We start from the raw sequence: 25041 nt of genomic DNA on the forward strand, positions 1-25041 counted from the left end.
ACGCCGTCGCTTATTGCAAATAGTTTTTTGTACCTGCCGGAACTTAACTCATGAAATGCCACTCAGAGTTACTGAATGGGTGGTGAAGCCCTTCAATGCTCCTATGTTGTGTTAAGTGTTGGCAGATATCTGGACCCCGCCCTAGCGGTCCGGAGCTTGAACCCCGAACTTCCCCTCCCCATACGAAGTCCGGGGTTTTTTTTGCCTGCGCAAAAGTCACTCCGCGGTTTCTGCGCCCTTGTCGGCCAATTCCATCCAGTCGGCCAGCACGGTGTAGGCTTCTTCCAGGCCCAGGCGCTTTGGCGCCGAGAACAGCTGGATGGTGATGGTGTCACCCCAACCTTTGCGGATTTCCGCCTGCACCTTCAACAGCGTGTTCTTGGCGGCGCCATAGGTCAGTTTGTCGGCTTTGGTCAGCAGGATATGCATCGGCATGCCGCTGGCGACTGCCCAGTCGAGCATCAGCAGGTCGAAGTCGGTCATTGGATGACGGATGTCCATCATCAGGATCAAGCCCTTCAAACTCTCCCGGCCACCCAGGTAAGCCTCGAGGTGACGCTGCCAGTGCAGCTTCAGCGGGATAGGTACTTTTGCATAACCGTAGCCCGGAAGGTCGACCAGACGCCGATCATCGTCTAGCTTGAAGAAGTTGAGCAACTGCGTGCGGCCCGGGGTTTTCGAGGTGCGCGCCAGGCTGGCATGGGTCAAGGTGTTCAGGGCGCTGGATTTGCCCGCGTTGGAACGGCCGGCAAAGGCGACTTCAAAGCCCTCGTCATCGGGGCATTGGTCCACTTTGGCGGCGCTGAGCATGAAGGTGGACTGTTGGCACAGGCCGAGGATGGGGTTCTTGAGTTGCATGAGATTTCCGATATGGGCGGTGCCGAAAAAGGGTGCGGCAAGCGGTGTCGTTTCCGTTTCAGTAGCGCCAGTATATAATGCCGCAGATTTTGTGTGTGCTTTGTCCCAGCGAAGGATGAAGTTCACGGGAGCGATAGACCTTTATTGCGCATTAGAACGCAAAACGCTCCCAAACCCTGAAAAGGTCGATGTATGACCAGATGGTTGCTTGCTGTCGGTGTCTTGATGCCGCTTTACGGCGCTCAGGCTACACAGGAACCGGAAGCGGTGTACAACCGAGTTTGCGTGGCTTGCCATGCCGGCCAACTGCCGAACGCCCCGAAGCGGGGTGACCAGGCAGCCTGGGCGCCCAGACTGGCGCAAGGCATGGACACGCTGGTGCAACACGTGACCCAGGGTTTCAAGGCAATGCCGCCGCGTGGTTTGTGCATGGACTGCAGTACCGAGGATTACCAGGCCATCATTGAGTGGATGGTGAGTAAACCCGGTTAGATAACTCTTAAACCCTTAGCCGTAGTTGGATTAGCTGATGAACAAACTGATCGTGAGTCTGCTGTTGACCTTGGGCATCACCGGTGTTGCCCATGCTGCAGGCGACGCTGCTGCGGGTCAGGCGAAAGCCGCCGTGTGTGGTGCTTGCCATGGACCGGATGGTAATAGCCCGGCGCCGAACTTCCCTAAACTGGCCGGCCAGGGTGAGCGTTACCTGACCAAGCAGATGCACGACATCAAGGACGGCAAGCGCACGGTCCTGGAAATGACCGGCTTGCTGACCAACCTCAGCGATCAGGACCTGGCCGATATCGCGGCCTATTTTTCCAGCCAGAAAGGCAGTGTGGGAGCTGCTGATCCGAAGCAAGTGGCCCGTGGCGAAGAGCTGTTCCGTGGCGGCAACCTCGACAAAGGCATGCCTTCCTGCATCGGTTGCCACTCGCCTAACGGCGTGGGCAACGCCGCTGCGGGCTTCCCGCATGTGGGTGGCCAGCATGCGCAGTACGTCGCCAAGCAACTGACGGACTTCCGTGAAGGCAATCGTACCAACGACGGCGATACCAAAATCATGCAGAGCATTGCCGCCAAGCTGAGCAACAAGGACATCGAAGCGGTTTCCCAATACATTCAGGGTCTGCACTGATCGAGGGCTGCGTTAACGCTCGATTAATCCGTTGATGCAAGCATAAAAAGGGTGGCCTAGGCCGCCCTTTTTTGTGGCCGGTGCCGTTACACTAACGAACTCATGCCCGCGCAGACCTGTCACAACAAAGGTCGCGTGAGGCGACTTTATTTGTCCAGGAGTAAAGCATGCGTAATCTGATCCTCAGCGCCGCTCTCGTCACCGCCAGCCTCTTCGGCATGACCGCACAAGCCGCCGACGTGCCGCTTGAAGCCGGTAAAACCTACGTGGAATTGGCCAACCCAGTGCCGGTTTCGGTGCCGGGCAAGATCGAAGTGGTGGAGCTGTTCTGGTACGGCTGCCCGCATTGCTACGCCTTCGAGCCAACCATCAACCCATGGGTTGAGAAACTGCCCAAGGACGTGAACTTCAAACGCATCCCTGCCATGTTCGGCGGCCCATGGGATGCCCACGGCCAACTGTTCCTGACCCTGGAAGCCATGGGTGTCGAGCACAAGGTTCACAACGCTGTCTTCGAGGCGATCCAGAAACAAGGCAAGCGCCTGACCAAGCCTGAGGACATGGCTGACTTCGTCGCGACCCAAGGTGTCGACAAGGACAAGTTCCTGGCCACCTTCAATTCCTTCGCTATCAAGGGCCAGATCGAAGCCGCCAAGAAACTCGCCGTGGCTTATGGCGTGCAAGGCGTTCCGACCATGATCGTCAACGGCAAGTACCGTTTCGACCTGGGCACCACCGGCGGTCCTGAAGCGACCCTCAATGTGGCCGACCAGTTGATCGCCAAAGAACGCGCCGCCAAGTAAGGGGCCTGCCATGCGTCGCTGGGGTACCGAACGCGTTGTCGGTCTGCATGACCCGCAGGTCAACGAAGCTCACCTGGAATCCACGGGCCTGCCGGCGGACAGCCGCCTGCGGCTGCTCAGCTTCAATATCCAGGTGGGTATCAGTACCGAGAAGTACCGGCACTACCTCACCCGTGGCTGGCAGCACTTGCTGCCCCACAACGGGCGGGCCGGCAACCTGCAGAAGATCGGCGACCTGTTGGGCGACTTCGACCTGGTCGCCCTGCAGGAAGCCGACGGCGGCAGCATTCGCTCCGGCTACATCAACCAGGTGGAACACCTGGCCCAGTTGGGTGCATTTCCCTACTGGTATCAGCAACTCAATCGCAACCTCGGGCGTCTGGCGCAGCACAGCAACGGCGTGCTCAGCCGCCTGAAACCATCGGCCATCGAAGATCACCCATTGCCGGGCCCCAAGGGTCGTGGCGCGATCCTCGTGCGTTTTGGCGAAGGTTCGGAAGCCCTGGTGGTGGTGATGATGCACCTGGCGCTCGGGGGGCGGACCCGCAACCTGCAGTTGGCCTACGTGCGTGAGTTGATTGGCGGCTACAAGCATCAGGTGTTGATGGGTGACATGAACACCCATGCCATCGACCTGCTGCAGAATTCCCCGTTGCGTGACCTTGGGTTGCTGGCGCCGCAAGTCGAAGCCACGTTCCCCAGCTGGCGCCCGCAACGCTGTCTTGATCACATCCTGCTCAGTCCGACCCTCACGCTTGAAAGTGTGCAGGTGCTGGCGCAGCCCATCTCCGATCACCTGCCGGTCGCGGTAGAGATTCGTCTGCCGGGTTCGCTCACGGTGGATGCATTGCCCGCGTTGAGCCCCGGCCCTCGCGGACCCCTTGCATGAGCGACGAAGCCCAGCGCTGGAAAGAGAAATACCTTAAAAGCATCGATCAACAAGACAAACTCGAACGCCGCTGGGCCGCCCGCCTCGACCTGCTGCGCCGAGGCTTGGTGCGCAGTACGTTGGCCGCTGAAGGCACCGACCGCGCGGTCGATCAATGCATGAAGGAAATGCGCGACGTGGTGCGCAGCGACGACATGGATGCCGCCCTCGCCGCATTGCTGCCGCGCCTGGAAAAAGCCGTACTGGATTCGGAGCAGCGTCGCGAAACCCGGATTGACCAGATGAGCAGCGCGCTCACGGCCCTGGTTGCGCAGTTGCAGAAACTGCCGCTGCCCCGCGAGGTGGCCCGCCCGTTGAAAACCTTCGCCAAGCAGCTGGATAGCCGCGTGGGCCAGGCGCGCGAGATCCCGCTGTTGCTCAGTGAGTTGAGCAACCTGCAAGGGCAGGCGTTGAATAACCTGGAACCGGACGGCGAAACCCCACGCCCCGGTCCCGGCCTGCTGCAGCGTCTGTTTGGTGCCAAGGAAGTTGCGAGTGAGGCGCCGACCGGCGAGCCCGCGCCGCCGCCTTCTGCGCCCTCTGCGCCCGCCGCCGCCAGGCCGGTGCCCGAACCCGTCGCCGAGGCGGCACCGCCGCCCCAGTCCGACGAGTTGGCCCAGGCCCTGCGGGCGTTCGCGCCGTTGCCGCAAGGCTCGGCCCCGCCCCCGCCGGAACCGCCGGAACCGGTGGCGGCAGCCAAGGCGGCCACGGTGGCCACGGTGGCCGAGGTCGTGAGCCCGGTCGTCGCCCCCGAAGCCGCGCCCCAGCCCGTGCCGATCGCCCGGCCTGTCGAAGTGGCGGCGCCTGCCGCGCTTCCAGCAGCGGCGCCAGAACCTGGCGCCGAAAGTGCACTCGCCGCGCTTATCGAACCACCACCGGTTCAGGTCGATGCACCGCAACAAACCGTCATCGGCAGCCTGTCACTGCCGCCGGTGCTGGACGCGCCGGACCCGGACGAGCTGCTGGCGGACGCAATCTACGCCCTGCCCGATTCGCCGGAGCCGTCCTACAGCTCCGTGGCCAAACACATTGAAGACACCTTGCTTGGCCTGCTGGAAGACCTGTCCCTGCCCGAGCGCCACCGGCCCCAGGCCGAAGCCATGCGCGAGCGCCTGGCCCATGGTTTGAACTGGTACGAACTGCTGCCGATCCTCGATGACCTGGCCACGCTGATGCTGGCGATCACCGACAGCGGCCAGCATGAGTTCGAGGCCTACCTCAAGCAGCTCAACGAACGCCTCGAAGCATTCCAGGGCCATCTGCAGACGGCCAGCGAAGGCTATGCCGACAGTCGCTCGGCCGCCCGTGAGCTGGACACGCAAATCCGCGAACAGGTCGACGGCCTGCAAAGCAGTGTGCAGGGCGCCGCCGACCTGGACAGCCTCAAGCAGGTATTGGAAAGCCACCTTGAAGGCCTGCTCGGCACCATGGACCAGCACCAGCAGCAGCGTGACCTGCGCGAGCAGGAAGTGGCGGAGCGCTTGAAAGGGCTCGCCGAACGCGTCGCCAATATGGAGCAGGAGGCCCAGGGTTATCGCGATCACCTCGAAGTGCAGCGCCAGAAAGCGTTGGTCGATCCGCTTACCGGCTTGCCCAACCGTGCCGCGTGGAGCGAGCGTCTGGACCATGAGGTCAACCTCTGGCATCAGCGCGGCAACAGCCTGTCGCTGGCGATGCTGGACCTCGATCACTTCAAGCGTATCAACGACGGTTACGGGCACCTGGCCGGGGACAAAGTGCTGAAAATCATCGCCAGCGTGCTGCGCAAGCGCCTGCGCCCCGGCGACTTCATTGCGCGCTTCGGCGGCGAAGAGTTTGTGTTGCTGATGCCCGACTCACCCCTGGCGAATGCCCTGAGCGCTGGCGAAGTGCTGCGCGCGGCGATTGAAGTCTGCCCGTTCCACTTCAAGGGCGAGCCGGTGACGATCACGGTGTCGATGGGCGTGGCGCAGTTCCAGCCCGGCGAGCGCAGCGACCTGGCGCTCAAGCGCGCCGACGAGGCGTTGTACCGGGCCAAGGCAGCGGGACGTAACCGGGTGCAGGCGGCCTAAAAGATGTTCCATTTTGTAATTTGACGTTCGGGCCACAAACGGTACGTTACACTGTTGCATTATCGTCTTCAGCGTAACGTTATCCGCCATGAAATCCGTGTACTTCGCCTTTGTGTTCCTCCTGCTCAGCGGCTGCGCCAGCGGCCCGCGCCTGGATACCAGCCACCCTTCGGTCAACCATGACAACCGCGTGCAGTTCGTGGTCGTCCATTACACCTCGACCAACCTCGAACGCTCCCTGGCGCTGCTGACCCATGGTCAGGTCAGCAGCCATTACCTGATCGGCGACGACGCTTCGGGCACCATCTACAAGCTGGTGGATGAAAGCCAGCGCGCCTGGCATGCCGGGGAAAGCGAGTGGATGGGCCGCACCTGGCTGAACTCCAGCTCCATCGGGATCGAGATCGTCAACCCGGGGTTCCGCGACACGCCGACGGGCCGCGTGTGGTACCCGTATTCCGAAGCGCAGGTGAAATCCCTGGAGGTGTTGCTCAAGGACATCAGCACGCGCAACGGCATCGACCCCAGAAACATCATCGGTCACAGCGACATCGCGCCGCTGCGCAAGCTGGACCCGGGGCCGTTGTTCCCATGGAAGCGCCTGGCCGAGAAAGGCCTGGGCGTCTGGCCCGACGCGCAGGCGGTGGCACGCTTCCAGGCGCAGTACGCCACGGACCTGCCGAGCATCACCTGGTTCCAGGAAGCGTTGGCGCACCTGGGCTACCAGACGCCGCAGACTGGTGAGCTGGACGTCGCCACGCGCCATGTGCTCGCCGCGTTCCAGATGCACTTTCGCCCTGCGCTGTTCGATGGTACGCCGGATGCCGAGAGTGCCGCGATCCTGCGTGCCCTCGACCGGCGTTAATCGCTACAGCGGCAACGCCATATAAAACTGCGTGCCCTGCCCCGGCCGCGAATACACGCCCATGCGGCCGCCGTGCAGTTGCACGATCTCCTTGCACAGCGCCAGCCCCAGGCCGGCGCCGCCTTTCTTGCGACCCACCTGCACGAAGGGTTCGAAGATGCGGCCTTGTTGGCCATAGGCGATACCTTCGCCGTTGTCCTCGACGCTGATGATCACCCGCTCGCCATGGCGCCGTGCCTGCAGACGGATCTGCCCGCCCTCGGCGGTATGGCGCAGGGCGTTGCCCAACAGGTTGTCGAGCACGCGTTCCAGTTGCGCCTGGTCGGCATACAGCCGAGGCAGGTCGGGCTGGGCTTCTACCAGCAGTTCGATGTGTTGTGCATTCGCCGGCTCGGCAAAGCGCGCCCGTGCATGCTCCAGCAGGTCGGTGACATCGCACGGGGCCAGGGTGAGTTTCTGCAGGCCGTTCTGGTAGCGCGAAAAGTTGAGCAGGTCATTGATCAACTGCATCAGGCGCTGCATTTCTTCATTGACCGTATCCAGCAGGTCCGCTTCACGGGACTCCGCAGGAAACTTCGCGCGTTCGCGGAACAAACCGAAGGCCATGTGCATACCGGTCACCGGCGTGCGCAGTTCGTGGGAGGCGCGCAACACGAACTCGCTGCGTACCCGTTCAAAGGCGCGCTGTTCGGTGACGTCATGCAGCACCATCACGGCACCGAGGATATGCCCCTGGGTGTGGCTCACCGGCGTCAGGCTGTAGGTCAGCAGGCGCAGTTCGCCCTCGACTTCCACTTCCAAGTCGTCCGGCGCGCGCTCCAGGCTGCCGCCGCGCAGCACCAGTTGCAACTGATCGTCCATTTCCGGGCGACCCAGCGCCTCGCCCAGGCCCTGGCCGAGACGTTCCTCGTCCCAGCCCAACTGGCGCTGTGCCACTGGGTTGAGGTGCTCCAGGCGGCCTTGCCGGTCAATCATCAACAGGCCGTCGTCGATACTGTCGAGCACCGCCTGCAGGCGCTGCTGGCCGGCGAGCAACTCATCGATATTGGTTGCCTGATGCTGGCGCAAGGCTTCGGCCATGATGCCGAAGCGCCGGGTCAGTTGGTTCATTTCCGCTGCCGAAGAAATGGGCAGGGTCACTTCGAAATCGCCTTGCCCGATCTTGTCGGCGGCCTTGGCCAGTGCTTCGATCGGCCCGCCAAACCGTCGGGCGATGCCATGGGCGGTAACAAAACCGATGATCAACACCGCGAGGCCAACCAACCCCAGCAGCCCGGCGATCAACAAGGCGCGCTCGCGGGATTTATGTTCGCTGGCGCTGATGTTTTCCAAGGCCTGCTTGTGCTCGGCGATCAGGCCGTTGCGCAGGACATTGAAGGTTTCGGTGATTTTCTCTTTGCTGCCGGGCGGTGGGGACGCTTGTTGAGACTCGTCAAAAGCCGCCAGGAAGCGCTGATAGTCGGCCCGGGCCCGGCTGAAACCGCCGCTGTTCCCGTCGCGCTGTTCATGCGCAATGCCTTGGTCGAGCAGCTCGAAGTAACGCTGTTCGGACGCTTGCAGCGCCTCGGGATTGGGGCGCTGTTCGAGCATCATCATCAACTGATCGCCCAGGCTCTGGCGCAGTTTGAGTCCCAGGTCGAGGGTGATGAAGTTGCTGCGGATCGACGACTCCTGGGTCTTGGCCATCTGCATCACGCTGACCAGGCCCAGGATCAACCCCAGCAGGGCGACGGTAATCAGCGCTGAGATACTCAGGAATAACCGAGTGCGCAATGTCATCGCTAACTTCATAGGGTGCCGCTCACAGGTTGTACTGTTTGCGTTTGCGGTACAGCGTCGACGCGTCGATGCCCAGGGTGCGGGCCGCCTGATCCAGGGTGTCGCTGGTGGCAAGTACCGCGCCGATATGCGCTTTTTCCAGCTCGTCCAGGCTCAACGCTGCACCGATACGGGGGGCATTGTTGGTCGGCTGTTCGGCCATCCCGAGGTGGCTGATTTCGACTTTTTCCTGCGGGCAGATAATGCTCGCGCGCTCGACCACGTTGCGCAGCTCGCGGATATTGCCCGGCCAGCGATAGTTGAGCAGCGCTTCGCGTGCCTCATCGCTGAAGCCCCGCGCCGGGCGGGCGTATTCCTTGACGAAGCGGGCGAGGAAGCGGTCGGCCAAGGCCAGGATGTCTTCGCTGCGTTCGCGCAACGGCGGCAGGTGCAAGGTGATGACGTTGAGGCGGTACAGCAAGTCTTCGCGGAAGCGGCCGTCGCGCACCATGTCTTCGAGATTCAGGTTGGTGGCCGCGAGGATGCGTACATCGGCGCGCCGGGTGACCGGGTCGCCCACGCGCTCATATTCCTTGTCCTGGATAAAACGCAGCAACTTGGGTTGCAGAGTGAGGGGAAAGTCGCCGATCTCGTCGAGAAACAGCGTGCCGCCATCCGCCTGGTTGACCCGGCCCAAGGTGCTTTCGCTGGCGCCGGTAAAGGCTCCGCGGCTATGGCCGAACAGTTCGCTTTCCATCAGCTCCGCCGTCAGCGACGGGCAGTTGATGGTGACGCAGGATTTCTTCGAGCGCTTGCTCCAGCCATGAATGGCCCGCGCCAGCTCGCCTTTCCCGGTGCCGGACTCGCCGAGGATGAGGATGTTGGCGTCAGTCCCGGCCACTTGGCGCGCGGTTTCCAGCACCGCCATCATCGCCGGGCTGTGGGAGTCGAGACCGTCTTTCGGTTGGCGCACTTCGCCTTCCAGTGCTTCCAGGCGCGCGGAGAGCTGGCGCACTTCCAGCTGTTTGGCGGTGGCCAGACGCAGTTGGTCGGGGCTGCACGGTTTGACCAGATAATCAGCCGCGCCGGCCTGGATGGCATCCACCGCGGTGTCGACGGCGGAATGCGCGGTCACAATCACCACGCGCATCCACGGCGCCTGGATACGCATCTGCGCCAACACATCCAGGCCGTTGTCCTCGCCCAGGCGCAGGTCGAGGAAGCACAGGTCGAACACCTGGCGTTGCATCAAGGCATCGGCCTGGGCGGCGCTGTTGGCGGTGGCTACGGTGTAGCCCTCATCTTCCAGGCAATAACGGAAGGTACGAAGGATTGCGGATTCGTCGTCCACCAAAAGAATGCGGCCTTGAAGTTCCTTGGCTGATTCCATCTGTCCCGCGCTCCTTAATATGAATGATGGTGTTTAGTCCCGGAATAATCGGGCAAGTTGCATGGTTCATTCTGATCGATAAAACGCAACGTCGTGCAGCTATCTGCCTGCATTCCTACAAAGCCTGCGCCCAATGGCGTTTTCATGCCTTCTTGCCACTTCGGCAACGCGCGATTGGTTTTCTATCCGTCGATCCGACCGCTGGCGATCGTGCATTTCGCACGGCGCCCAGGCGGCCATCGTGCAGGATGCTGGGCTTTGCTCCGGCCGCATATATCTAACTGATTGATTTAGTTGAATATTATTTTGTAAAAAAACTGGCATGCGCTCTGCAATAGCTCTCCTAACGAATAATCAAAATGCGGGAGAAAGCAGCATGACTCGCCCAAGCCTCAGCTCACTGCATGTATCGCCACTGCGCTTGCAACAAGGCCTGTTCGCCAGCCTGGCCTTGATGGTCACGTTGATTGGCGGCCAGCAGTTGCAGCATTGGCAGCAGCAAACCCCGCATTTCGAACGTCCGGCGATGACCCAGACCCACTTTCGTTCCATTGATAGCCGTTCCGTTGGCAGCGTTTCTGCCGATGTAACCGTTCCCCAACTGCGGATGGTTGACCAGGCGTCTGCCCTGAATGAACTGCCATCCCAGGAACGTTGGGTGTTCTAGGCAATAAAAGGTCGCTTGAGTTGAGCGATTGCACGGCAGTACCGCTGTCACCCCCTATAAAAGCGTAAGGAGAATCACCATGTTGAGTTGGGCAATCACATTTCTGATCATCGCCATTGTGGCTGCAGTCCTGGGCTTCGGTGGTATCGCGGGCACCGCCACGGGTATCGCCAAGATCCTGTTTGTGGTCTTCCTGGTGATGTTCATCGCTTCGTTCTTCTTTGGTCGTCGTGGCCGAGGCTGAATATGACCCGTTTGTCCCTCAAAACCATGGCTGCCGTCCTGCTCTTGGGCGGTAGCGGCTTGGCGATGGCCGCTCACGACGGCCAGAGCCGCGCCAACGAATTGCTCGGCGCGGACCCGCAGTACCGTGAAACCTGGCAAAGCGTGGTGAAGAAAGAAGAGCGCCTGCCAGAATGGGTCATGAACCTGTCCGGCGCCGCCGAGCAAATGAATGCCGTCGAAGAAGGTGGCGACAAGTACTTGGTCGGGCCGCTCTGCGAAACCGCAGACACCTGCCGAAACAAGCGCCTGATCGTCGCCTTCAGTTACGACAAGGAAGATGCCTACGCCATGTTGGTGGAAGTCCCGGCCGGCCTGCCGGCGGACAAATCCCCGACCCGGCACGCCGATTACCGGTTTATCGGTAAGCCGGACGCAGGCATGCAAAAACTGCTGATGGAGCAGCTTAAGAAAGATCCGAATTGGTACTAGGTTCCGTCTGATGCATTTGTCGTCTACGGGACCGGCGTCCATAGAAAGAAGCCTGTGCGCTTCTTTCTGTTTGCATCGCTCGCCAAGGGTGATGCATGACCAGGGGGCCGGGTTGCTCTGATCCTTCGCGATCGGCGCGACCTACGGGGACAGGGAGTGCCTGCGCAAGGGCCGGGTCAGGTGAAAAGCTGCGCCGCAAGTCCACCCGCTTTCGAGCTTGCTGGATTTGCGGCGCGCTTATGACGTTCATCCCCGCTTCTTATGCCGCTCATAGCCGAGAGTCTTCTTTTCGCCCGAGCCCAATCATTACTGGGTATGTCGGGGCGACCATCTATCGAGAAAATTTTGCCTGCGCTATAGGACATTTCAGACAACAGGCCCCTGAATACACAGGCATTTTCGCGAATGCCCTGAGGTCTCCTGAATCTCTGAGCGAGCCTGATTTGACCGGTTCACGGCATATTCACCGGGCAACATGTCGCATTTGAACTGACCGTTCGGACAGTTATTCTTAAAAAAAGCCATGCCGATTCGGCATGGGGTAGGCGTTTACGGCATTAGACGTCGCCCCCTTGCATGGGAATAGTTGCGCCTTTTTTCGCCTGCCAGTAAGCCATTTCGGCCATGCGGCGATGACTTTCTACGGAGGCAGATGCACACACTTTTTCGCTTCCGAGCGTTGCAGCTGGCGCATTTGCCTTAAGTTCACTTGAAGTAAGGGTAATGACATGAAGAAGGCAAAGCTAAGCCTCGCCTGGCAGATCCTCATCGGTTTGGTGCTGGGTATCGCAATCGGTGCCGTGCTCAACCATTTCAGTGCTGAAAAGGCCTGGTGGATCAGCAATGTGCTGCAGCCAGCGGGCGATATCTTTATCCGCCTGATCAAGATGATCGTGATCCCGATTGTGATTTCTTCGCTGATCGTCGGCATTGCCGGTGTCGGTGACGCTAAAAAGCTCGGGCGCATCGGTGTCAAAACCATCCTTTACTTCGAAATCGTCACCACCATCGCCATCGTGGTCGGCCTGTTGCTGGCCAACCTGTTCCACCCCGGTACGGGCATCGACATGAGTACCCTGGGTACCGTGGACATCTCCAAGTACCAGGCGACTGCGGCGGAAGTGCAGCATGAGCATGCGTTCGTCCAGACCATCCTCAACTTGATCCCGTCGAACATCTTTGCCGCCGTCGCGCGTGGCGAGATGCTGCCGATCATCTTCTTCTCCGTGCTGTTCGGCCTGGGCCTGTCGAGCCTCAAGCCTGAGCTGCGCGAACCGTTGGTGACGATGTTCCAGGGCGTGTCCGAGAGCATGTTCAAAGTCACCCACATGATCATGAAGTACGCGCCTATCGGTGTGTTCGCGCTGATCGCGGTGACCGTCGCCAACTTCGGCTTCGCTTCCCTGCTGCCACTGGCCAAGCTGGTGATTCTGGTTTACGTCGCCATCCTGTTCTTCGCCTTTGTGGTCCTGGGCCTGATCGCACGCCTGTTCGGCTTCTCGGTGATCAAGCTGATGCGTATCTTCAAGGATGAGCTGGTGCTGGCCTACTCCACCGCCAGTTCGGAAACCGTGCTGCCGCGTGTGATCGAGAAGATGGAAGCCTACGGCGCGCCGAAGGCGATCTGCAGCTTCGTGGTGCCGACCGGTTATTCGTTCAACCTCGATGGTTCGACCCTGTACCAGAGCATCGCGGCGATCTTTATCGCGCAGCTGTATGGCATTGATTTGTCGGTCGGCCAGCAACTGATGCTGGTGTTGACGCTGATGGTCACCTCCAAGGGCATCGCCGGTGTGCCGGGTGTGTCCTTCGTGGTGTTGCTGGCGACGCTGGGCAGCGTGGGCATTCCGTTGGAAGGCCTGGCGTTCATTGCCGGCGTCGACCGAATCATGGACATGGCGCGTACCGCGCTCAACGTGATCGGCAACGCCCTGGCGGTACTGGTTATCTCCCGTTGGGAAGGCATGTACGACGATGCCAAGGGCGAGCGCTACTGGAACTCCCTGCCGCACTGGCGCACCAAGCAAGTGCTGCCGGTCGGCGAGACCAGCCGCGGCTGAGGCCAGCCTGATGCGAACAAACCCCGGGAAATCCGGGGTTTGTCGTTTCTGCCAGCCCCGCTATCATTCGCCCCATCTTTCGGGGGATTCAACTGATGCTCAATGGCCTGTGGCTTGGCTTCTTTGTCGTGGCAATGGTGTCAGCACTGGCGCAATGGCTGGTGGGCGGTAACGCCGGGATTTTTGCGGCGATGGTGGAAAGCATTTTCGCCATGGCCAAATTGTCGGTGGAGGTCATGGTGTTGCTGTTCGGCACCCTGACGTTATGGCTGGGGTTTTTGCGCATCGCCGAAAAAGCCGGGATCGTCAATTGGTTGGCCAAGGCCCTGGGCCCCCTGTTCCGCCGGCTGATGCCGGAAGTGCCGGCCGGCCACCCGGCCATCGGCTTGATCACCCTCAACTTCGCCGCCAACGGCCTGGGCCTGGACAATGCCGCCACGCCCATCGGCCTGAAAGCCATGAAGGCGTTGCAGGAACTCAACCCGATCCCCAATACCGCGAGTAACGCGCAGATTCTGTTCCTGGTGCTCAATGCGTCCTCGCTGACGCTGTTGCCGGTGACCATCTTCATGTACCGCGCCCAGCAAGGCGCGGCCGACCCGACGCTGGTGTTCCTGCCGATCCTGCTGGCCACCAGCGCGTCGACCCTGACGGGCTTGCTCTCGGTGGCGGTGATGCAGCGCCTGCGGCTGTGGGACCCGGTGGTGCTGGCCTATTTGATACCAGGCGCACTGCTGCTGGGCGGCTTCATGGCATTGCTGGCGACCTTGTCCGCCACGGCGCTGGCCGGGCTGTCGTCGATCCTCGGCAACCTGACGCTGTTTGGCCTGATCATGCTGTTCCTGCTGGTCGGCGCGTTGCGCAAGGTGAAGGTGTACGAGGCGTTTGTCGAAGGGGCCAAAGAAGGCTTCGACGTCGCCAAGAACCTGCTGCCATACCTGGTGGCGATGCTTTGCGCGGTGGGCGTGTTGCGTGCGTCCGGCGCGCTGGACTTTGGCCTGGAAGGCATTCGTCATGTGGTGGCCTGGACCGGCCTGGACACGCGCTTCGTCGACGCGCTGCCGACCGCGATGGTCAAGCCGTTCTCCGGCAGTGCCGCACGGGCGATGTTGATCGAGACCATGCAGACCCAGGGCGTCGACAGCTTCCCGGCGTTGGTGGCGGCGACGGTTCAGGGCAGTACCGAGACCACCTTCTATGTGTTGGCGGTGTATTTCGGCTCGGTGGGCATTCAACGGGCAAGGCATGCGGTGGGTTGTGCATTGCTGGCGGAGTTTGCTGGTGTGGTGGCGGCGATTGCGGTGTGCTACTGGTTCTTCGGTTAAGGCTTAGAGGGCTATCGGGAGCAAGCTCCCTCCCACATTTAACCGTATTCATCCTGACAAAACGCGGTTAAATGTGGGAGGGGGCTTGCCCCCGATGAGGCCCTCAGCGTTTCGGCGCAGTGTTGCCCTGCGCCACCACCCAATCCACCACCTGCTTGTTCAACTGATCCCCCGCCAGCCCAAACCCGGCCACCACCGCCGGTACTTTGTTGTCGCCGACTGGCTGGCGCACTTCAAACCGGCGGCTGGCAATGATCCGCTGATCACTGCCGCGCACCAGCCGCGCATCCAGGCGGATCACCACCTCCACTGCGTTGCCGCGGTATTCGCTCTGGAACGCCTGCAATTGCCCGCCCAACTCGTAGTCGGCCTGCAGGTTGGTCTCGTCGCTGCTCAGCAGTGTCACCCGGCCATCGCGCTGGAAGCCATCCATGAAGCGGTTACGCAGCAGCACCGGCGCCGGGTCGCTCCAGCGTGAGTTGGCGTAGCTGCTGATCAGATCACCCTGGGGCACCACGGCAATGCGCGAGCTGTCGAGGAACTCGCTGGTCTGCGGCTTGGTCACGCGCAGCGACCAGGCTACCGGCGCCGCTTGGGTGGTCGCCGGGGCCGAGGCCAGGCGATAGACGTCGGATGGGTTGGGGCTGGGCAGGATCGAGCACGCGCTGACCAGCGCCAGGGCCACGGGGGCGATCAGTTGGTAAGCACGCTTCATGGCGTGAACTCCTTGTTCTTGTCGCTGCCCAGCAGGTAACCGCTGGGGTTGGCTTCCAGGCGGCGGGAGATGGCGCGCAGCGAACCGAGGGTTTCGCGCAGTTCGCGCACAGCCGGCGCCAGTTCGTTGAGGCCCTGCATGCCGCTGTTCACCGAGTCCTTGTTATCGGTCAGCAAGGTATTGATGGTCGCGGTGCTTTGCTCAAGGGATTTCATCGCTTGTTCGGCGCTGCCGAAGACCTGCTTGCCTTGATCGTTGAGCAGGCCGTTGGCATTGCGCATCAGCGCAGTGGTCTGCTCCAGGGCGGCACCGGCCTGCTTGCTGACCTGCATCAGTTGCTGCATCACCACCTTGATATCACCGCGCTGCTCGGCAATCGCGCCGGTGGTTTGTTCCAGGTGGTCCAGGGTGTTGCTGATGCGCTCGACATTCTGCGCGGAGAACATTTCGTTGGCGTTGTGCAGCAGCAGGTTGATGCTGGTCATCAGGTCGTTGCTGTTGGTCAGCAACCGCGCGATTGGCGATGGCGAGGCAATGATCTCCGGCAGGTTGCCGTCCTTGCCCTTGAGTTTCGGGCTTTGCGGTGTGCCGCCGCTGAGCTGGATGATCGATGTGCCAGTGATGCCGGTCAGCGCCAGTTTGGCCTGGGTGTCTTCCTTGATCGGCGTCTGCCCGGAGAGGCGGATGCGCGCGAGCACGCGGCGCGGGTCTTTGGGGTCCAGGCGCAGGCTGATGACATCGCCCACCTTGATCCCGCTGTACTGCACCGAGCTGCCCTGGGACAGGCCGCTGACCGCCTCGTTGAAAATCACTTCGTAATCCTGGAACGCGGTGTCGACGCTGGACTTGGCCAGCCACAGGCCGAACAGCATCGCGCCGACTACCACAATCACGCTGAACAGACCGATCATCACATGATGGGCTCGGGTTTCCATGTCATACCTCGTTGAGCGGTTGAGCGGCATCCAATGCCGCGCGGCCCCGGGGGCCGTGGAAATATTCGTGAATCCAGGCGTCGTCGGTTTCCGAGACGACATCGATGGCATCGGCCACCAGCACTTTCTTCTGCGCCAGCACCGCCACGCGGTCGGTGATGGTGTACAGCGTGTCCAGGTCATGGGTGACCAGGAACACACTCAAGCCCAGCGCATCGCGCAGGGTCAGGATCAGTTGGTCGAATTGCGCGGCGCCGATCGGGTCGAGCCCGGCGGTGGGTTCGTCGAGGAACAGGATGTCCGGGTCCAGCGCCAGGGCACGGGCCAGGGCTGCACGCTTGATCATGCCGCCGGACAGCGACGCCGGGTATTTGTCGGCCGCCGACAACGGCAACCCGGCCAGGGCCAGTTTGACCGCAGCCAGGTGCTCGGCGTCGGCGCGGCTCAGGCCGGCGTGTTCGATCAGCGGCAGCGCGACGTTCTCGGTCACCGTCAGCGAGGAAAACAGCGCGCCCTTCTGGAACAGTACGCCAAAGCGTCGTTCCACCAGGGAGCGCTCATGCTCCGGCAGGTTCGACAAGTCCTTGCCGAATACCCGTACCTCGCCTGCGCTGGGCCGGCGCAGGCCGACGATGCTGCGCAACAGCACCGACTTGCCGCTGCCGGAACCGCCGACCACGGCGAGGATTTCGCCCTTATACAGATCCAGGTCGAGGTTTTCATGCACGCTCTGGCTGCCAAAGCGATTGCACAGCCCACGGACTTCGATCACCGCCTCGCTGGGCGCTCGGGGTCGGCGACTCACCAGCTCATCTCCATGAAGAACAGCGCGGCGACCGCATCCAGCACGATCACCACAAAAATCGATTGCACCACGCTGGAGGTGGTATGGGCGCCGACCGACTCGGCGCTGCCGCTGACCTTGAAGCCTTCCAGGCAACCGATGGCGGCGATCAGGAAGGCGAAGAACGGCGCTTTCACCATGCCCACCAGGAAATGCTTCACGCCAATGTCCGACTGCAGCAGCGAGAGGAACATCGCCGGCGAAATATCCAGGGTCAGCGCACACACCACCCCGCCGCCGACAATCCCCGAGAGCATCGCCAGGAACGTCAGCATCGGCAGCGACACCAGCAGTGCCAGTACCCGGGGCAATACCAGCAGCTCCATCGGGTCCAGGCCCAGGGTGCGGATTGCGTCGATTTCTTCGTTGGCCTTCATCGAGCCGATCTGTGCAGTAAAGGCACTGGCGGTGCGGCCGGCGATCAGGATCGCGGTGAGCAAGACGCCGAATTCCCGTAGGAAGGAGAACGCCACCAGGTCCACGGTGAAAATCGTCGCGCCAAAGCTCTTGAGTACCGTGGCGCCAAGGAATGCCACCACGGCGCCCACCAGAAACGTCAGCAAGGCGACGATGGGCGCGGCGTCGAGGCCGGTCTGTTCGATATGCGCAACCATCGGCGTCACGCGCCAGCGCTTGGGCCGGAAAATGCTGCGGGCGAAGGTTTCCAGGATCAGGCCGATAAAGCCCAGCAGTTGCTTGCTGTCCAGCCACACTGTGTCCACCGCGGCACCGATGCGCGCCAGTAACTGGATGCCGGCGGCTTCTTCCGGCGCTTTTTCCGGTACGCAGAAATCGTTCAGGGAGCGGTAGACGGTCTTGAGCAGCGCGCGGTCGGCGGCGGACAGGCTGCAATCGGTCTGTTCGGCGGATTGCTCGATGCGGTCCGGGCCCAGCAGCTCCACCAACAGTGAGGCGCCGGCTGTGTCGAGGGCGCCGAGGCCATTGAGGTCGATGCGGGCGCCGGCGTCGTATTGGCCGTCGAGTTTGTCCGACAGTTTCTTCAGGTTTGTGTAGTGGGCAAGCGTCCAGTCCCCCGTAATCCTGAGTAACGGGGGGGCGGTGGACGTATCGAGGTGGGCTGTGCCGGCCGAGGTACGAGTGGTCATAAGCTCCGAGCTTGTCTGGCTATCCACAATGCCTACGTAATAACACGATACAGCTTACTTTGGGTTGTCCGTTTGTGCTGTGTCAGTCACTTTGAAGCGCAGCACACCGATCACCTGCCCGTCCTCGGTCAGCACCCGGACTTGCCAGCGTCCCACGGAGTCGGCCGGGAAGTTCTGCTTGTGGGTCCAGGCGCGGTAGCCTTCCTTGCGCCCGCCGTGGATATCCAGGGCGATGCGGTCGACTTCCTGGCCGTTGAATTTCCACACATGGTAGATCCGCTCATCCAGCCCGCGCGGGGCATTGATCGCGGTATAGGCATACAGCCCGCCGCTGCGCAGTTGGGCGGCGCTGACCTCTTTGAGATCGTCGCCGGGTGTGCGGTCTTGCAACTGGGTGCTGATCGCCACTTCGGTCATCCACAAGGTGGCCGGTGGAACCCAACTGCGTAGGAACCATCCGGCACAGCCAATCGCGGCCGTGACCCCGAGCAGCATCGCCCAGCCTTTGACGCTGCGCAGCGGCAGGCTTACGGCCAGGCTCGGGATCGACAGGACCATGGCCACGCCGAGGGCCAGCTTGTAACTCTCGGCGGTGGTCAGGTGCAGGATGATCGGCAGCGCGGTGAGCAGCGCGGCGAACAGGGTCAAGGTGTGCAAGGCGAGGAACAGCGAGCGTTTGGGCGCCAGCCACTTGTAATACAGCGGGTCGGTGATCGACACCAGCGCCGCCGCGCCGAGCAGCCCAGTGAAGATCGATTGGCCGCTGTTCCAGGTGGTGGTGATGAAAAAGAACGGCAGCACGAAAAACAGACTTTCCTGGTGGATCATCTGGGTGGCGTAACGCAGCAGCGGTTCGGGGATTTCGCGCTTGAAGAGTTTGGTGAACAGCTGGGTAAAGCTGTTTTCCAGCATCAGCCACAGCCAGCTCACCAGCATGATCACCGCGATCCAGCTGGCCATGCCCTGCTGGCGGTCCACTAGGATGAAGCTGCTCACCCCCGAGATGAAACCGCCGAGTGCAATCACCCCTGGGTAGCGCTTCATCAGTTCGAGGATGCGCTGGATGTAGTGGTTCAGGTTCGGCATTCGGCGGTCACAGTCTTTGTAGGAAAAATCCCAGACAGAATAACGTCTTAGCCCTGGGTGCGGTGCCTCATTACGCGATCCGTTTGCGATAACTGCGCACGCCGATCACTCCAATCGCGATCAGCCCGAGCACACCGGCGCCGATCCAGTTCAGCATGTCGTAGCTCAGCAGCGGTTTCTCGATGCGCCAGTAGCCCGGCTGCTTGAAGAGTTGGCGCATGGCCTGGTTGGTCTGCGCCAGGCTCACGGCCTTGATGCGTTTGACCGGGTCGCTGAAGTGACCGTTGTCATAGTCGCCCGAGGCGCTCCAGTAATAGTCGGCCAACGCGCTGTTGCCCTGCACGGCCCAGGCCTGGCGTGCGATGGCGGCGTTTTGCAGGCGGGCGAATGCCGCCGGGTCGAGGCCGTCCTTGAGCAGTTGGGCCGTGAGGTCTTGCAACACCTGTTCGGCTTCGGCGAGGTTTTCCCGTTCGAGGTCGGCATTCAGGCTGAGGAAACCGACGCCGCCGAGCACTTCGCGTTCGCTCCACGGGCCGTAGGACAAACCGTGCTTGAGGCGCAGTTGGCGATACAGCGCCCAGTCGAGGTAGTCCTTGAGCAGGTTGTAGGTTTCGTCATGCTGGTCGTCGAGTACCGGCTCGGGGAACAACCAGTGCAGTTTGGCGCCGTTGCCGACCCAGCCATGGATCAGGTCACGGCGGTTGGCGGCGGCGTGCTGGATTTCCGGCAGGGCCAGATGCTCGGTGGGCTCGACCGGGACAAGTTGGCCATAAGTGCGTTCCAGATAGGCCGGCAGCAGTTTGTCGAGGTCGCCGACGATGATCAGCGTCATGTTGTTGGGGGCGTACCAGTTTTTGCGCAGTTGCTCCAACTGGTCGCGGGTCAACTGGCCGGCCTCGGCGCGTTCGGCGCACTTGAGGCCCAGTTCGACCGCCAATTGGTTGCTGGCGGTGTGGCCCAGGTCCTGGCGGTCCAGCAGGCGTTGCAGGTGCGAGTAATGGCCGCCGTCTTCGCGCTCGACCACCTGCTTGGCGGCATTGATATGGGCGTCGGTCAGTTCGGTGCGGGTGAGGATCGCCCGCAGCAGGTCCAGGACCTTGCGCTGGTTTTGCGCGGGCGCCTCGATCACGAAGGTGGTGTCGGCGTTGCTGGTGTAGGCGTTCCACTCGCCGCCCAGGGCTTGCATGCGTTCTTCGAGGTCGCCTTCACCGCCGCCGTCGATACCGCTGAACAACAAGTGTTCGAGCAGGTGCGGCAGTTCCTTGTCTTCGCAGCGGAAGTCATCCAGGCCCACGCCGACCACCAGGCGAATCGCCACATGCCCGCGTTCGGTGCCCGGTTTGAGCAGCAGCTGCAGGCCGTTGGGCAAGGTGTAACCCTCGACGTGCAGGCGGTCAAAGGCAAAGGCGTGTGCAGAGCCCATGAGCAGGCAGGCGAGTAACAGGCGACGCATAACTGGCTTCCTGGCGAGTGAGGTCAGTGTTAACTGACTTCAGCGGCCGTCTTACGTTCAGGGCGAATGTGTGATGTCGGCAATATCTTCGGCGGACAGCGCGCCGGTGTCGGACGTTTCCAAGACTACATAAGCACTGCTGCAAAACAATGAGTTCAAGCGTTTCATGTCGGCAATCAGTTCCAAATGCAGGGAACTGGTCTCCAGGCTCTGTACGATCTTGCGTTGCAGGCGGCTGACGTGGGCATGGGCCAGGCGCCGCTCCTGGGCGCGGAAGCGGCGTTTCTCGCGCAGCAATTGGCGCGCGCTTTCCGGGTCGGCACTGAGGAATACCGACAGGCCCAGGCGCAGGTTGGCAATCAGTTGGCTGTGCAGGCCGGTGAGTTCTTCCAGGCCCACTTCGGAGAACTGGCGACGCTGGGACGTTTTCTGCTGCTGGACTTTGCGCAGCATGCGTTCGATCAGGTCGCCGGCCAGTTTCAGGTTGATCGACAGCTCGATGATCTCGGCCCAGCGGCGGTTGTCCTGTTCGCTGAGGTCTTCGCGGGGCATTTGCGCCAGGTAGAGTTTGATCGCGCTGTAGAGCGCCTCGACGTCGTCGCTGAGGCTGCGCATTTCCTGGGTGATGGCCGTCTGTTTGCCGCGCAGCACTTCGAGCATCGCGGTGAGCATGTTGTCGATCAGGTCGCCCAGGCGCAGGGTTTCCCGCACCGCGTTGGCCAGCGCCAGGCTTGGCGTGGCCAGGGCGGCGAGGTCCAGGTGGCGCGGCGTGGCCTTGCCGTTGGCCTCTTCCCGTTCGGGCAGCAACCACGCGCAGACCCGGGCCATCGGGCCGATGCTCGGTAGCAGGATCAGGCAGCGACTGACGTTGTAGAGCAGGTGGAAGCTGATGACCATGCCTTGGGCGCTGTAATCCAGGCCGTCCATCCACAACACAAGCGGGTCGAGCACCGGGATGATCAGCAACAGGCCGATCAATTTGTACAACAGGCTGCCCAGGGCCACCTGGCGTCCGGCGGCGTTCTGCATGTTGGTGCTGAGGAAGGCGAGCACGCCGCTGCCGATGTTGGCGCCGATCACCAGGCCGATGGCCACGTGCAAGCCGATCACTCCGGCGCCGGCCAGGGTGGCGGTCAGCAGTACGGCGGCGAGGCTGGAGTAGGAAATCATCGCGAACAACGCGCCGACCAGCGCATCGAGCAGGATGTCGCCGGTCAGTGAGGCGAACAGCACCTTCACGCCCTGTGCGTGGGTAATCGGCCCGGCGGCTTCGACGATCAATTGCAGGGCGAGGATGATCAGCCCGAGGCCGATCCCGACCCGGCCCAATTGCCCGGCCCGTGTCTGCTTGCGCGAGAGGAAGAAGATCACCCCGAGAAAGATCAGCAGCGGCGACAGCCAGGACAGGTCCAGGGTGAGCACCCGGGCCATCAGCGCCGTCCCGACGTCGGCGCCGAGCATGGTCGCCAGGGCAGGCATCAGCCCCATCAGGCCCTGGCCGACAAACGATGTGACCAGCATGGCGGTGGCGTTGCTGCTCTGCACCATGGCCGTTACCAGGATACCGGCGACGAACGCCAGCCAGCGCTTGGACATGTTTTGCCCGATGACGTGGCGCAGGTTGGAACCATAGACCCGCAGGATGCCGGTACGGACGATATGCGTGCCCCAGATCAGCAGGGTCACGGCGGAAAGCAGATTGAGCAAGGTCAGCATGCTCGGCCCCCCGTGTGGGTGGGCTCCAACAGGAGCCAATGAGAATTGCCGCGTGCCGTTCTACGTCTTGTACTTAAGCTGTAGTTGGCGAAAGGGCTGTGCGCCAGCATCGCATAGCTAAAGTCGGGTTTGAAACAAAACTGTCATGAAACCAGTTTTGTGCAGATGAAAAAATGGGGCGCGAACGCCCCATTTCAGCAGCGGATCAAGATTATTGACCCGGAATGTCCTTGCGCAGTTTCACAGGGTCCTGCTGTTTCTTCTTTTTCGCGATGGCGGTACGCATCTTGATGTTCACCGCTTCCACCGCCAGCGAGAACGCCATGGCGAAGTAGACGTAGCCTTTAGGCACATGCACGTCGAAGGATTCGGCGATCAGCACGGTACCCACCACTACCAGGAACGACAGCGCCAGCATCTTCAGCGACGGGTGCTTGTCGATGAAGTCACTGATGGTGCCGGCCGCTGCCATCATCACCAGCACCGCGACCACGATCGCCGCGATCATCACCGGTACGTGGGACACCATGCCGACGGCAGTGATCACCGAGTCCAGGGAGAACACGATGTCGATGATCGCGATCTGGATGATGGTGTAGATGAACTTGCCACCGGCGCCTTTGGGCTCTTCGTGGGTTTCGTCTTCACCTTCCAGGGCGTGGTACATCTCCTGGGAGCTTTTCCACAGCAGGAACAAACCACCGAAGAACAGGATCAGGTCGCGCCCGGAAATGCCCTGGCCGAAGACCACGAACAGGTCGTCGGTCAGGCGCATGACCCAAGTGATGGACAGCAGCAACAGGATTCGCGTGACCATGGCCAGGGCCAGGCCGAAGATCCGGGTACGCGCCTGCATGTGCTTGGGCATGCGGCTGACCAGGATCGAAATCATGATGATGTTATCGATGCCCAGAACGATCTCGAGGGCCGTCAGGGTGAAGAAGGCAATCCAGATTTCCGGATTGGTCAGCCATTCCATGTGTATTCCTTTAAGCGAGTGTTAAACCGCGCCAGCTGCAGCGCCGCGCGGTGAGTCGGTACGATTATAGAGTGCTGAACAGCGGAAAAATCCCCATCAGCAACGCCGCGAACATTATGCACAGGCACACCAGCACTGCCCACTTCAGGGTGAAGCGCTGGTGATCGCCGAATTCGATACCGGCCAGGGCCACTAGCAGGTAAGTCGATGGCACCAACGGGCTGAGCAAGTGTACGGGTTGGCCGACGATGGAGGCGCGGGCCATTTCTACGGCGGTGATGCCATAGTGACTGGCGGCTTCGGCCAGCACCGGCAGTACGCCATAGTAGAACGCATCGTTGGACATGAAGAAGGTGAACGGCATGCTCACCAGTGCGGTGATCACCGCCAGGTAAGGGCCCAGGGCTTCTGGAATGACCGCCAGCAGGCTCTTGGACATGGCGTCGACCATGCCGGTGCCCGACAGGATGCCGGTGAAAATCCCTGCAGCGAAGATCAACCCCACCACGGCCAGTACGCTGCCGGCATGGGCGGCGACGCGGTCTTTCTGCTGTTGCAGGCACGGGTAGTTGACGATCATTGCGATACTGAACGCCACCATGAACAGCACCGGCAGTGGCAACAGGCCGGCGATCAAGGTACACATCAGCGCCAGGGTCAGCACGCCGTTGAACCAGATCAGCTTCGGACGGCGGGCATCCGGGTATTGCGACACGCTGATTTCGCTGTGGTCGATCTCGTCGCCCTGCAGGTGCAGTTCACCCAGGCGCGCACGTTCGCGCTTGCCGTACATGTAAGCGATCACCAGGATCGCGACCACGCCGGCGGCCATGGCCGGGATCATCGGGACGAAGATGTCTGACGGGTCCACATGCAGCGCACTCGCGGCGCGAGCGGTCGGGCCGCCCCAGGGCGTCATGTTCATCACGCCACCGGCGAGGATGATCAGGCCGGCCATGATCCGCGGGCTCATGCCGATGCGCTGGTACAGCGGCAGCATCGCGGCCACGCAGATCATGTAGGTGGTGGCGCCGTCACCGTCGAGGGACACCACCAAGGCCAGCACGGCGGTGCCGACCGAGACTTTCAGCGGGTCGCCCTTGACCATCTTGAGGATCTTACGCACGGCCGGGTCGAACAGGCCGGAGTCGATCATCAGGGCAAAGTAGAGGATGGCGAACATCAGCATCACGCCGGTCGGCGCGAGCTTGGTGATGCCTTCGAGCATCATCGGGCCGATCTTCGGCGCAAAACCGCCGAACAGCGCGAACAGAATCGGCACGATGATCAGGGCGATCAGCGCGGACAGGCGCTTGGTCATGATCAGGAACATGAACGTGATGACCATGGCAAAGCCAAGGAAAGTCAGCATAGGAATACTCCAGGCGTAGCGCGGCTAAGGAATGGCGAACCGGGTGGGGTCAGCGCAGAACGAGAGGCACGAGGCTTACGGGAGGAGTTGGGGCGAACAGGCGGGAGCGGGCGGACATCGGGAATCACCATTGTTGTTGTTAACAGCCGGTCTGTTGCCGGCAGTGGGGGCGATCCTAGACGCGTAAGCTTTCAGCCAGCTTTCGTTGATCAAACAGGTGAGGTGGAAATGACACACGGTCTCCAGGCCTGCGCAGATCAACATGTGGGAGGGGGCTCGCT

The 25041-nt window shown here is 61.7% G+C and carries 23 protein-coding genes; 11 read left to right on the plus strand and 12 right to left on the minus strand.

The window, feature by feature from the left end; genetic code table 11:
• Positions 1-216: 216 nt before the first annotated feature.
• Positions 217-858 carry a ribosome biogenesis GTP-binding protein YihA/YsxC gene (yihA, locus tag NR164_RS11925; RefSeq protein WP_017849027.1) on the minus strand — a complete coding sequence of 214 codons (642 nt, stop codon included), beginning with the start codon at positions 856-858 and terminating at the stop codon, positions 217-219.
• A gap of 192 nt (positions 859-1050) precedes the next feature.
• On the opposite strand from yihA, the gene NR164_RS11930 reads away from it, so the two are divergent.
• The 6 genes from NR164_RS11930 to NR164_RS11955 all read left to right on the plus strand — a co-directional run bounded on the left by NR164_RS11930 (position 1051) and on the right by NR164_RS11955 (position 6640).
• Entirely contained in the window at positions 1051-1350 is a 300-nt protein-coding gene (locus tag NR164_RS11930) for a cytochrome c5 family protein (RefSeq protein ID WP_017849028.1), read from the plus strand.
• 37 nt (positions 1351-1387) lie between these two features.
• Positions 1388-1993 carry a cytochrome c gene (locus NR164_RS11935; RefSeq protein ID WP_017849029.1) on the plus strand — a complete coding sequence of 202 codons (606 nt, stop codon included), beginning with the start codon at positions 1388-1390 and terminating at the stop codon, positions 1991-1993.
• 167 nt (positions 1994-2160) lie between these two features.
• The gene (gene dsbA, locus NR164_RS11940; protein WP_017849030.1) at positions 2161-2796 is read left to right on the plus strand and encodes a thiol:disulfide interchange protein DsbA; all 636 of its coding nucleotides are present in this window, start codon (positions 2161-2163) and stop codon (positions 2794-2796) included.
• A gap of 10 nt (positions 2797-2806) precedes the next feature.
• Positions 2807-3685: an endonuclease/exonuclease/phosphatase family protein gene (locus NR164_RS11945; protein ID WP_046381537.1), complete on the plus strand. Its 879-nt coding sequence runs from the start codon at positions 2807-2809 to the stop codon at positions 3683-3685.
• The gene (locus NR164_RS11950) at positions 3682-5775 is read left to right on the plus strand and encodes a GGDEF domain-containing protein (RefSeq protein ID WP_256822777.1); all 2094 of its coding nucleotides are present in this window, start codon (positions 3682-3684) and stop codon (positions 5773-5775) included. Before NR164_RS11945 ends, NR164_RS11950 begins: the two co-directional genes overlap by 4 nt.
• 88 nt (positions 5776-5863) lie before the next feature.
• Positions 5864-6640 carry an N-acetylmuramoyl-L-alanine amidase gene (locus NR164_RS11955; RefSeq protein ID WP_017849033.1) on the plus strand — a complete coding sequence of 259 codons (777 nt, stop codon included), beginning with the start codon at positions 5864-5866 and terminating at the stop codon, positions 6638-6640.
• A gap of 3 nt (positions 6641-6643) precedes the next feature.
• Here NR164_RS11955 and NR164_RS11960 read toward each other — a convergent pair whose 3' ends face one another.
• Together NR164_RS11960 and algB are read right to left on the minus strand one after the other, a co-directional pair.
• Entirely contained in the window at positions 6644-8431 is a 1788-nt protein-coding gene (locus NR164_RS11960; RefSeq protein WP_046381534.1) for a KinB sensor domain-containing domain, read from the minus strand.
• Between the two features lie 10 nt (positions 8432-8441).
• On the minus strand, positions 8442-9788 hold the full coding sequence (algB, locus tag NR164_RS11965) for a sigma-54-dependent response regulator transcription factor AlgB (protein ID WP_017849035.1): 1347 nt from the start codon (positions 9786-9788) through the stop codon (positions 8442-8444).
• A 376-nt stretch (positions 9789-10164) separates the two neighbouring features.
• Here algB and NR164_RS11970 point away from each other — a divergent pair, with 376 nt between their 5' ends.
• The 5 genes from NR164_RS11970 (at position 10165) to NR164_RS11990 (ending at position 14554) form a co-directional block, all read left to right on the plus strand.
• A complete protein-coding gene (locus tag NR164_RS11970) occupies positions 10165-10455 on the plus strand; it encodes a hypothetical protein (protein ID WP_256822778.1) in 291 nt (96 codons plus the stop codon).
• Positions 10456-10534: 79 nt separating this feature from the next.
• Positions 10535-10699, plus strand: coding sequence for a DUF1328 domain-containing protein (locus NR164_RS11975; RefSeq protein ID WP_003170804.1), 165 nt, complete (start codon positions 10535-10537; stop codon positions 10697-10699).
• Between the two features lie 2 nt (positions 10700-10701).
• The gene (locus NR164_RS11980; protein WP_046381532.1) at positions 10702-11169 is read left to right on the plus strand and encodes an inhibitor of vertebrate lysozyme family protein; all 468 of its coding nucleotides are present in this window, start codon (positions 10702-10704) and stop codon (positions 11167-11169) included.
• Positions 11170-11897: 728 nt separating this feature from the next.
• A complete protein-coding gene (gltP, locus tag NR164_RS11985) occupies positions 11898-13229 on the plus strand; it encodes a glutamate/aspartate:proton symporter GltP (protein WP_046381531.1) in 1332 nt (443 codons plus the stop codon).
• A gap of 95 nt (positions 13230-13324) precedes the next feature.
• Complete coding sequence (locus tag NR164_RS11990; protein WP_017849039.1) at positions 13325-14554, plus strand: nucleoside recognition domain-containing protein; 1230 nt, start codon at positions 13325-13327, stop codon at positions 14552-14554.
• Positions 14555-14657: 103 nt separating this feature from the next.
• Here NR164_RS11990 and NR164_RS11995 read toward each other — a convergent pair whose 3' ends face one another.
• The 9 genes from NR164_RS11995 to NR164_RS12035 all read right to left on the minus strand — a co-directional run bounded on the left by NR164_RS11995 (position 14658) and on the right by NR164_RS12035 (position 24760).
• Positions 14658-15269, minus strand: a complete 612-nt coding sequence (locus NR164_RS11995) for an ABC-type transport auxiliary lipoprotein family protein (RefSeq protein WP_057004949.1) — start codon at positions 15267-15269, stop codon at positions 14658-14660.
• On the minus strand, positions 15266-16204 hold the full coding sequence (locus NR164_RS12000) for an MlaD family protein (protein WP_046381529.1): 939 nt from the start codon (positions 16202-16204) through the stop codon (positions 15266-15268). Before NR164_RS12000 ends, NR164_RS11995 begins: the two co-directional genes overlap by 4 nt.
• A gap of 1 nt (position 16205) precedes the next feature.
• Complete coding sequence (locus NR164_RS12005) at positions 16206-17009, minus strand: ABC transporter ATP-binding protein (protein ID WP_017849042.1); 804 nt, start codon at positions 17007-17009, stop codon at positions 16206-16208.
• The gene (locus NR164_RS12010; protein WP_046381527.1) at positions 17006-18154 is read right to left on the minus strand and encodes an ABC transporter permease; all 1149 of its coding nucleotides are present in this window, start codon (positions 18152-18154) and stop codon (positions 17006-17008) included. The genes NR164_RS12005 and NR164_RS12010 overlap by 4 nt, the downstream gene beginning before the upstream one ends.
• Positions 18155-18208: 54 nt before the next feature.
• Positions 18209-19240 carry a DUF5924 family protein gene (locus NR164_RS12015; RefSeq protein ID WP_017849044.1) on the minus strand — a complete coding sequence of 344 codons (1032 nt, stop codon included), beginning with the start codon at positions 19238-19240 and terminating at the stop codon, positions 18209-18211.
• A gap of 70 nt (positions 19241-19310) precedes the next feature.
• Complete coding sequence (locus NR164_RS12020; protein WP_046484541.1) at positions 19311-20693, minus strand: pitrilysin family protein; 1383 nt, start codon at positions 20691-20693, stop codon at positions 19311-19313.
• A 57-nt stretch (positions 20694-20750) separates the two neighbouring features.
• Positions 20751-22409 carry a Na/Pi cotransporter family protein gene (locus tag NR164_RS12025; protein WP_079442566.1) on the minus strand — a complete coding sequence of 553 codons (1659 nt, stop codon included), beginning with the start codon at positions 22407-22409 and terminating at the stop codon, positions 20751-20753.
• Positions 22410-22620: 211 nt separating this feature from the next.
• Entirely contained in the window at positions 22621-23388 is a 768-nt protein-coding gene (locus NR164_RS12030; protein WP_017849047.1) for a TerC family protein, read from the minus strand.
• Positions 23389-23452: 64 nt separating this feature from the next.
• Positions 23453-24760, minus strand: coding sequence for a CitMHS family transporter (locus NR164_RS12035; protein ID WP_017849048.1), 1308 nt, complete (start codon positions 24758-24760; stop codon positions 23453-23455).
• Positions 24761-25041 lie beyond the last annotated feature (281 nt).

The sequence above is a fragment of the Pseudomonas sp. Pse79 genome (assembly GCF_024519615.1).
Taxonomy (GTDB): domain Bacteria; phylum Pseudomonadota; class Gammaproteobacteria; order Pseudomonadales; family Pseudomonadaceae; genus Aquipseudomonas; species Aquipseudomonas veronii.

What these genes read in the sequence shown, in the direction of transcription:
- yihA (WP_017849027.1), bottom strand. Translation starts at nt 858, where the DNA reads ATGCAACTCAAGAACCCCATCCTCGGCCTGTGCCAACAGTCCACCTTC.
- NR164_RS11930 (WP_017849028.1), top strand. Translation starts at nt 1,051, where the DNA reads ATGACCAGATGGTTGCTTGCTGTCGGTGTCTTGATGCCGCTTTACGGC.
- NR164_RS11935 (WP_017849029.1), top strand. Translation starts at nt 1,388, where the DNA reads ATGAACAAACTGATCGTGAGTCTGCTGTTGACCTTGGGCATCACCGGT.
- dsbA (WP_017849030.1), top strand. Translation starts at nt 2,161, where the DNA reads ATGCGTAATCTGATCCTCAGCGCCGCTCTCGTCACCGCCAGCCTCTTC.
- NR164_RS11945 (WP_046381537.1), top strand. Translation starts at nt 2,807, where the DNA reads ATGCGTCGCTGGGGTACCGAACGCGTTGTCGGTCTGCATGACCCGCAG.
- NR164_RS11950 (WP_256822777.1), top strand. Translation starts at nt 3,682, where the DNA reads ATGAGCGACGAAGCCCAGCGCTGGAAAGAGAAATACCTTAAAAGCATC.
- NR164_RS11955 (WP_017849033.1), top strand. Translation starts at nt 5,864, where the DNA reads ATGAAATCCGTGTACTTCGCCTTTGTGTTCCTCCTGCTCAGCGGCTGC.
- NR164_RS11960 (WP_046381534.1), bottom strand. Translation starts at nt 8,431, where the DNA reads ATGAAGTTAGCGATGACATTGCGCACTCGGTTATTCCTGAGTATCTCA.
- algB (WP_017849035.1), bottom strand. Translation starts at nt 9,788, where the DNA reads ATGGAATCAGCCAAGGAACTTCAAGGCCGCATTCTTTTGGTGGACGAC.
- NR164_RS11970 (WP_256822778.1), top strand. Translation starts at nt 10,165, where the DNA reads ATGACTCGCCCAAGCCTCAGCTCACTGCATGTATCGCCACTGCGCTTG.
- NR164_RS11975 (WP_003170804.1), top strand. Translation starts at nt 10,535, where the DNA reads ATGTTGAGTTGGGCAATCACATTTCTGATCATCGCCATTGTGGCTGCA.
- NR164_RS11980 (WP_046381532.1), top strand. Translation starts at nt 10,702, where the DNA reads ATGACCCGTTTGTCCCTCAAAACCATGGCTGCCGTCCTGCTCTTGGGC.
- gltP (WP_046381531.1), top strand. Translation starts at nt 11,898, where the DNA reads ATGAAGAAGGCAAAGCTAAGCCTCGCCTGGCAGATCCTCATCGGTTTG.
- NR164_RS11990 (WP_017849039.1), top strand. Translation starts at nt 13,325, where the DNA reads ATGCTCAATGGCCTGTGGCTTGGCTTCTTTGTCGTGGCAATGGTGTCA.
- NR164_RS11995 (WP_057004949.1), bottom strand. Translation starts at nt 15,269, where the DNA reads ATGAAGCGTGCTTACCAACTGATCGCCCCCGTGGCCCTGGCGCTGGTC.
- NR164_RS12000 (WP_046381529.1), bottom strand. Translation starts at nt 16,204, where the DNA reads ATGGAAACCCGAGCCCATCATGTGATGATCGGTCTGTTCAGCGTGATT.
- NR164_RS12010 (WP_046381527.1), bottom strand. Translation starts at nt 18,154, where the DNA reads ATGACCACTCGTACCTCGGCCGGCACAGCCCACCTCGATACGTCCACC.
- NR164_RS12015 (WP_017849044.1), bottom strand. Translation starts at nt 19,240, where the DNA reads ATGCCGAACCTGAACCACTACATCCAGCGCATCCTCGAACTGATGAAG.
- NR164_RS12020 (WP_046484541.1), bottom strand. Translation starts at nt 20,693, where the DNA reads ATGCGTCGCCTGTTACTCGCCTGCCTGCTCATGGGCTCTGCACACGCC.
- NR164_RS12025 (WP_079442566.1), bottom strand. Translation starts at nt 22,409, where the DNA reads ATGCTGACCTTGCTCAATCTGCTTTCCGCCGTGACCCTGCTGATCTGG.
- NR164_RS12030 (WP_017849047.1), bottom strand. Translation starts at nt 23,388, where the DNA reads ATGGAATGGCTGACCAATCCGGAAATCTGGATTGCCTTCTTCACCCTG.
- NR164_RS12035 (WP_017849048.1), bottom strand. Translation starts at nt 24,760, where the DNA reads ATGCTGACTTTCCTTGGCTTTGCCATGGTCATCACGTTCATGTTCCTG.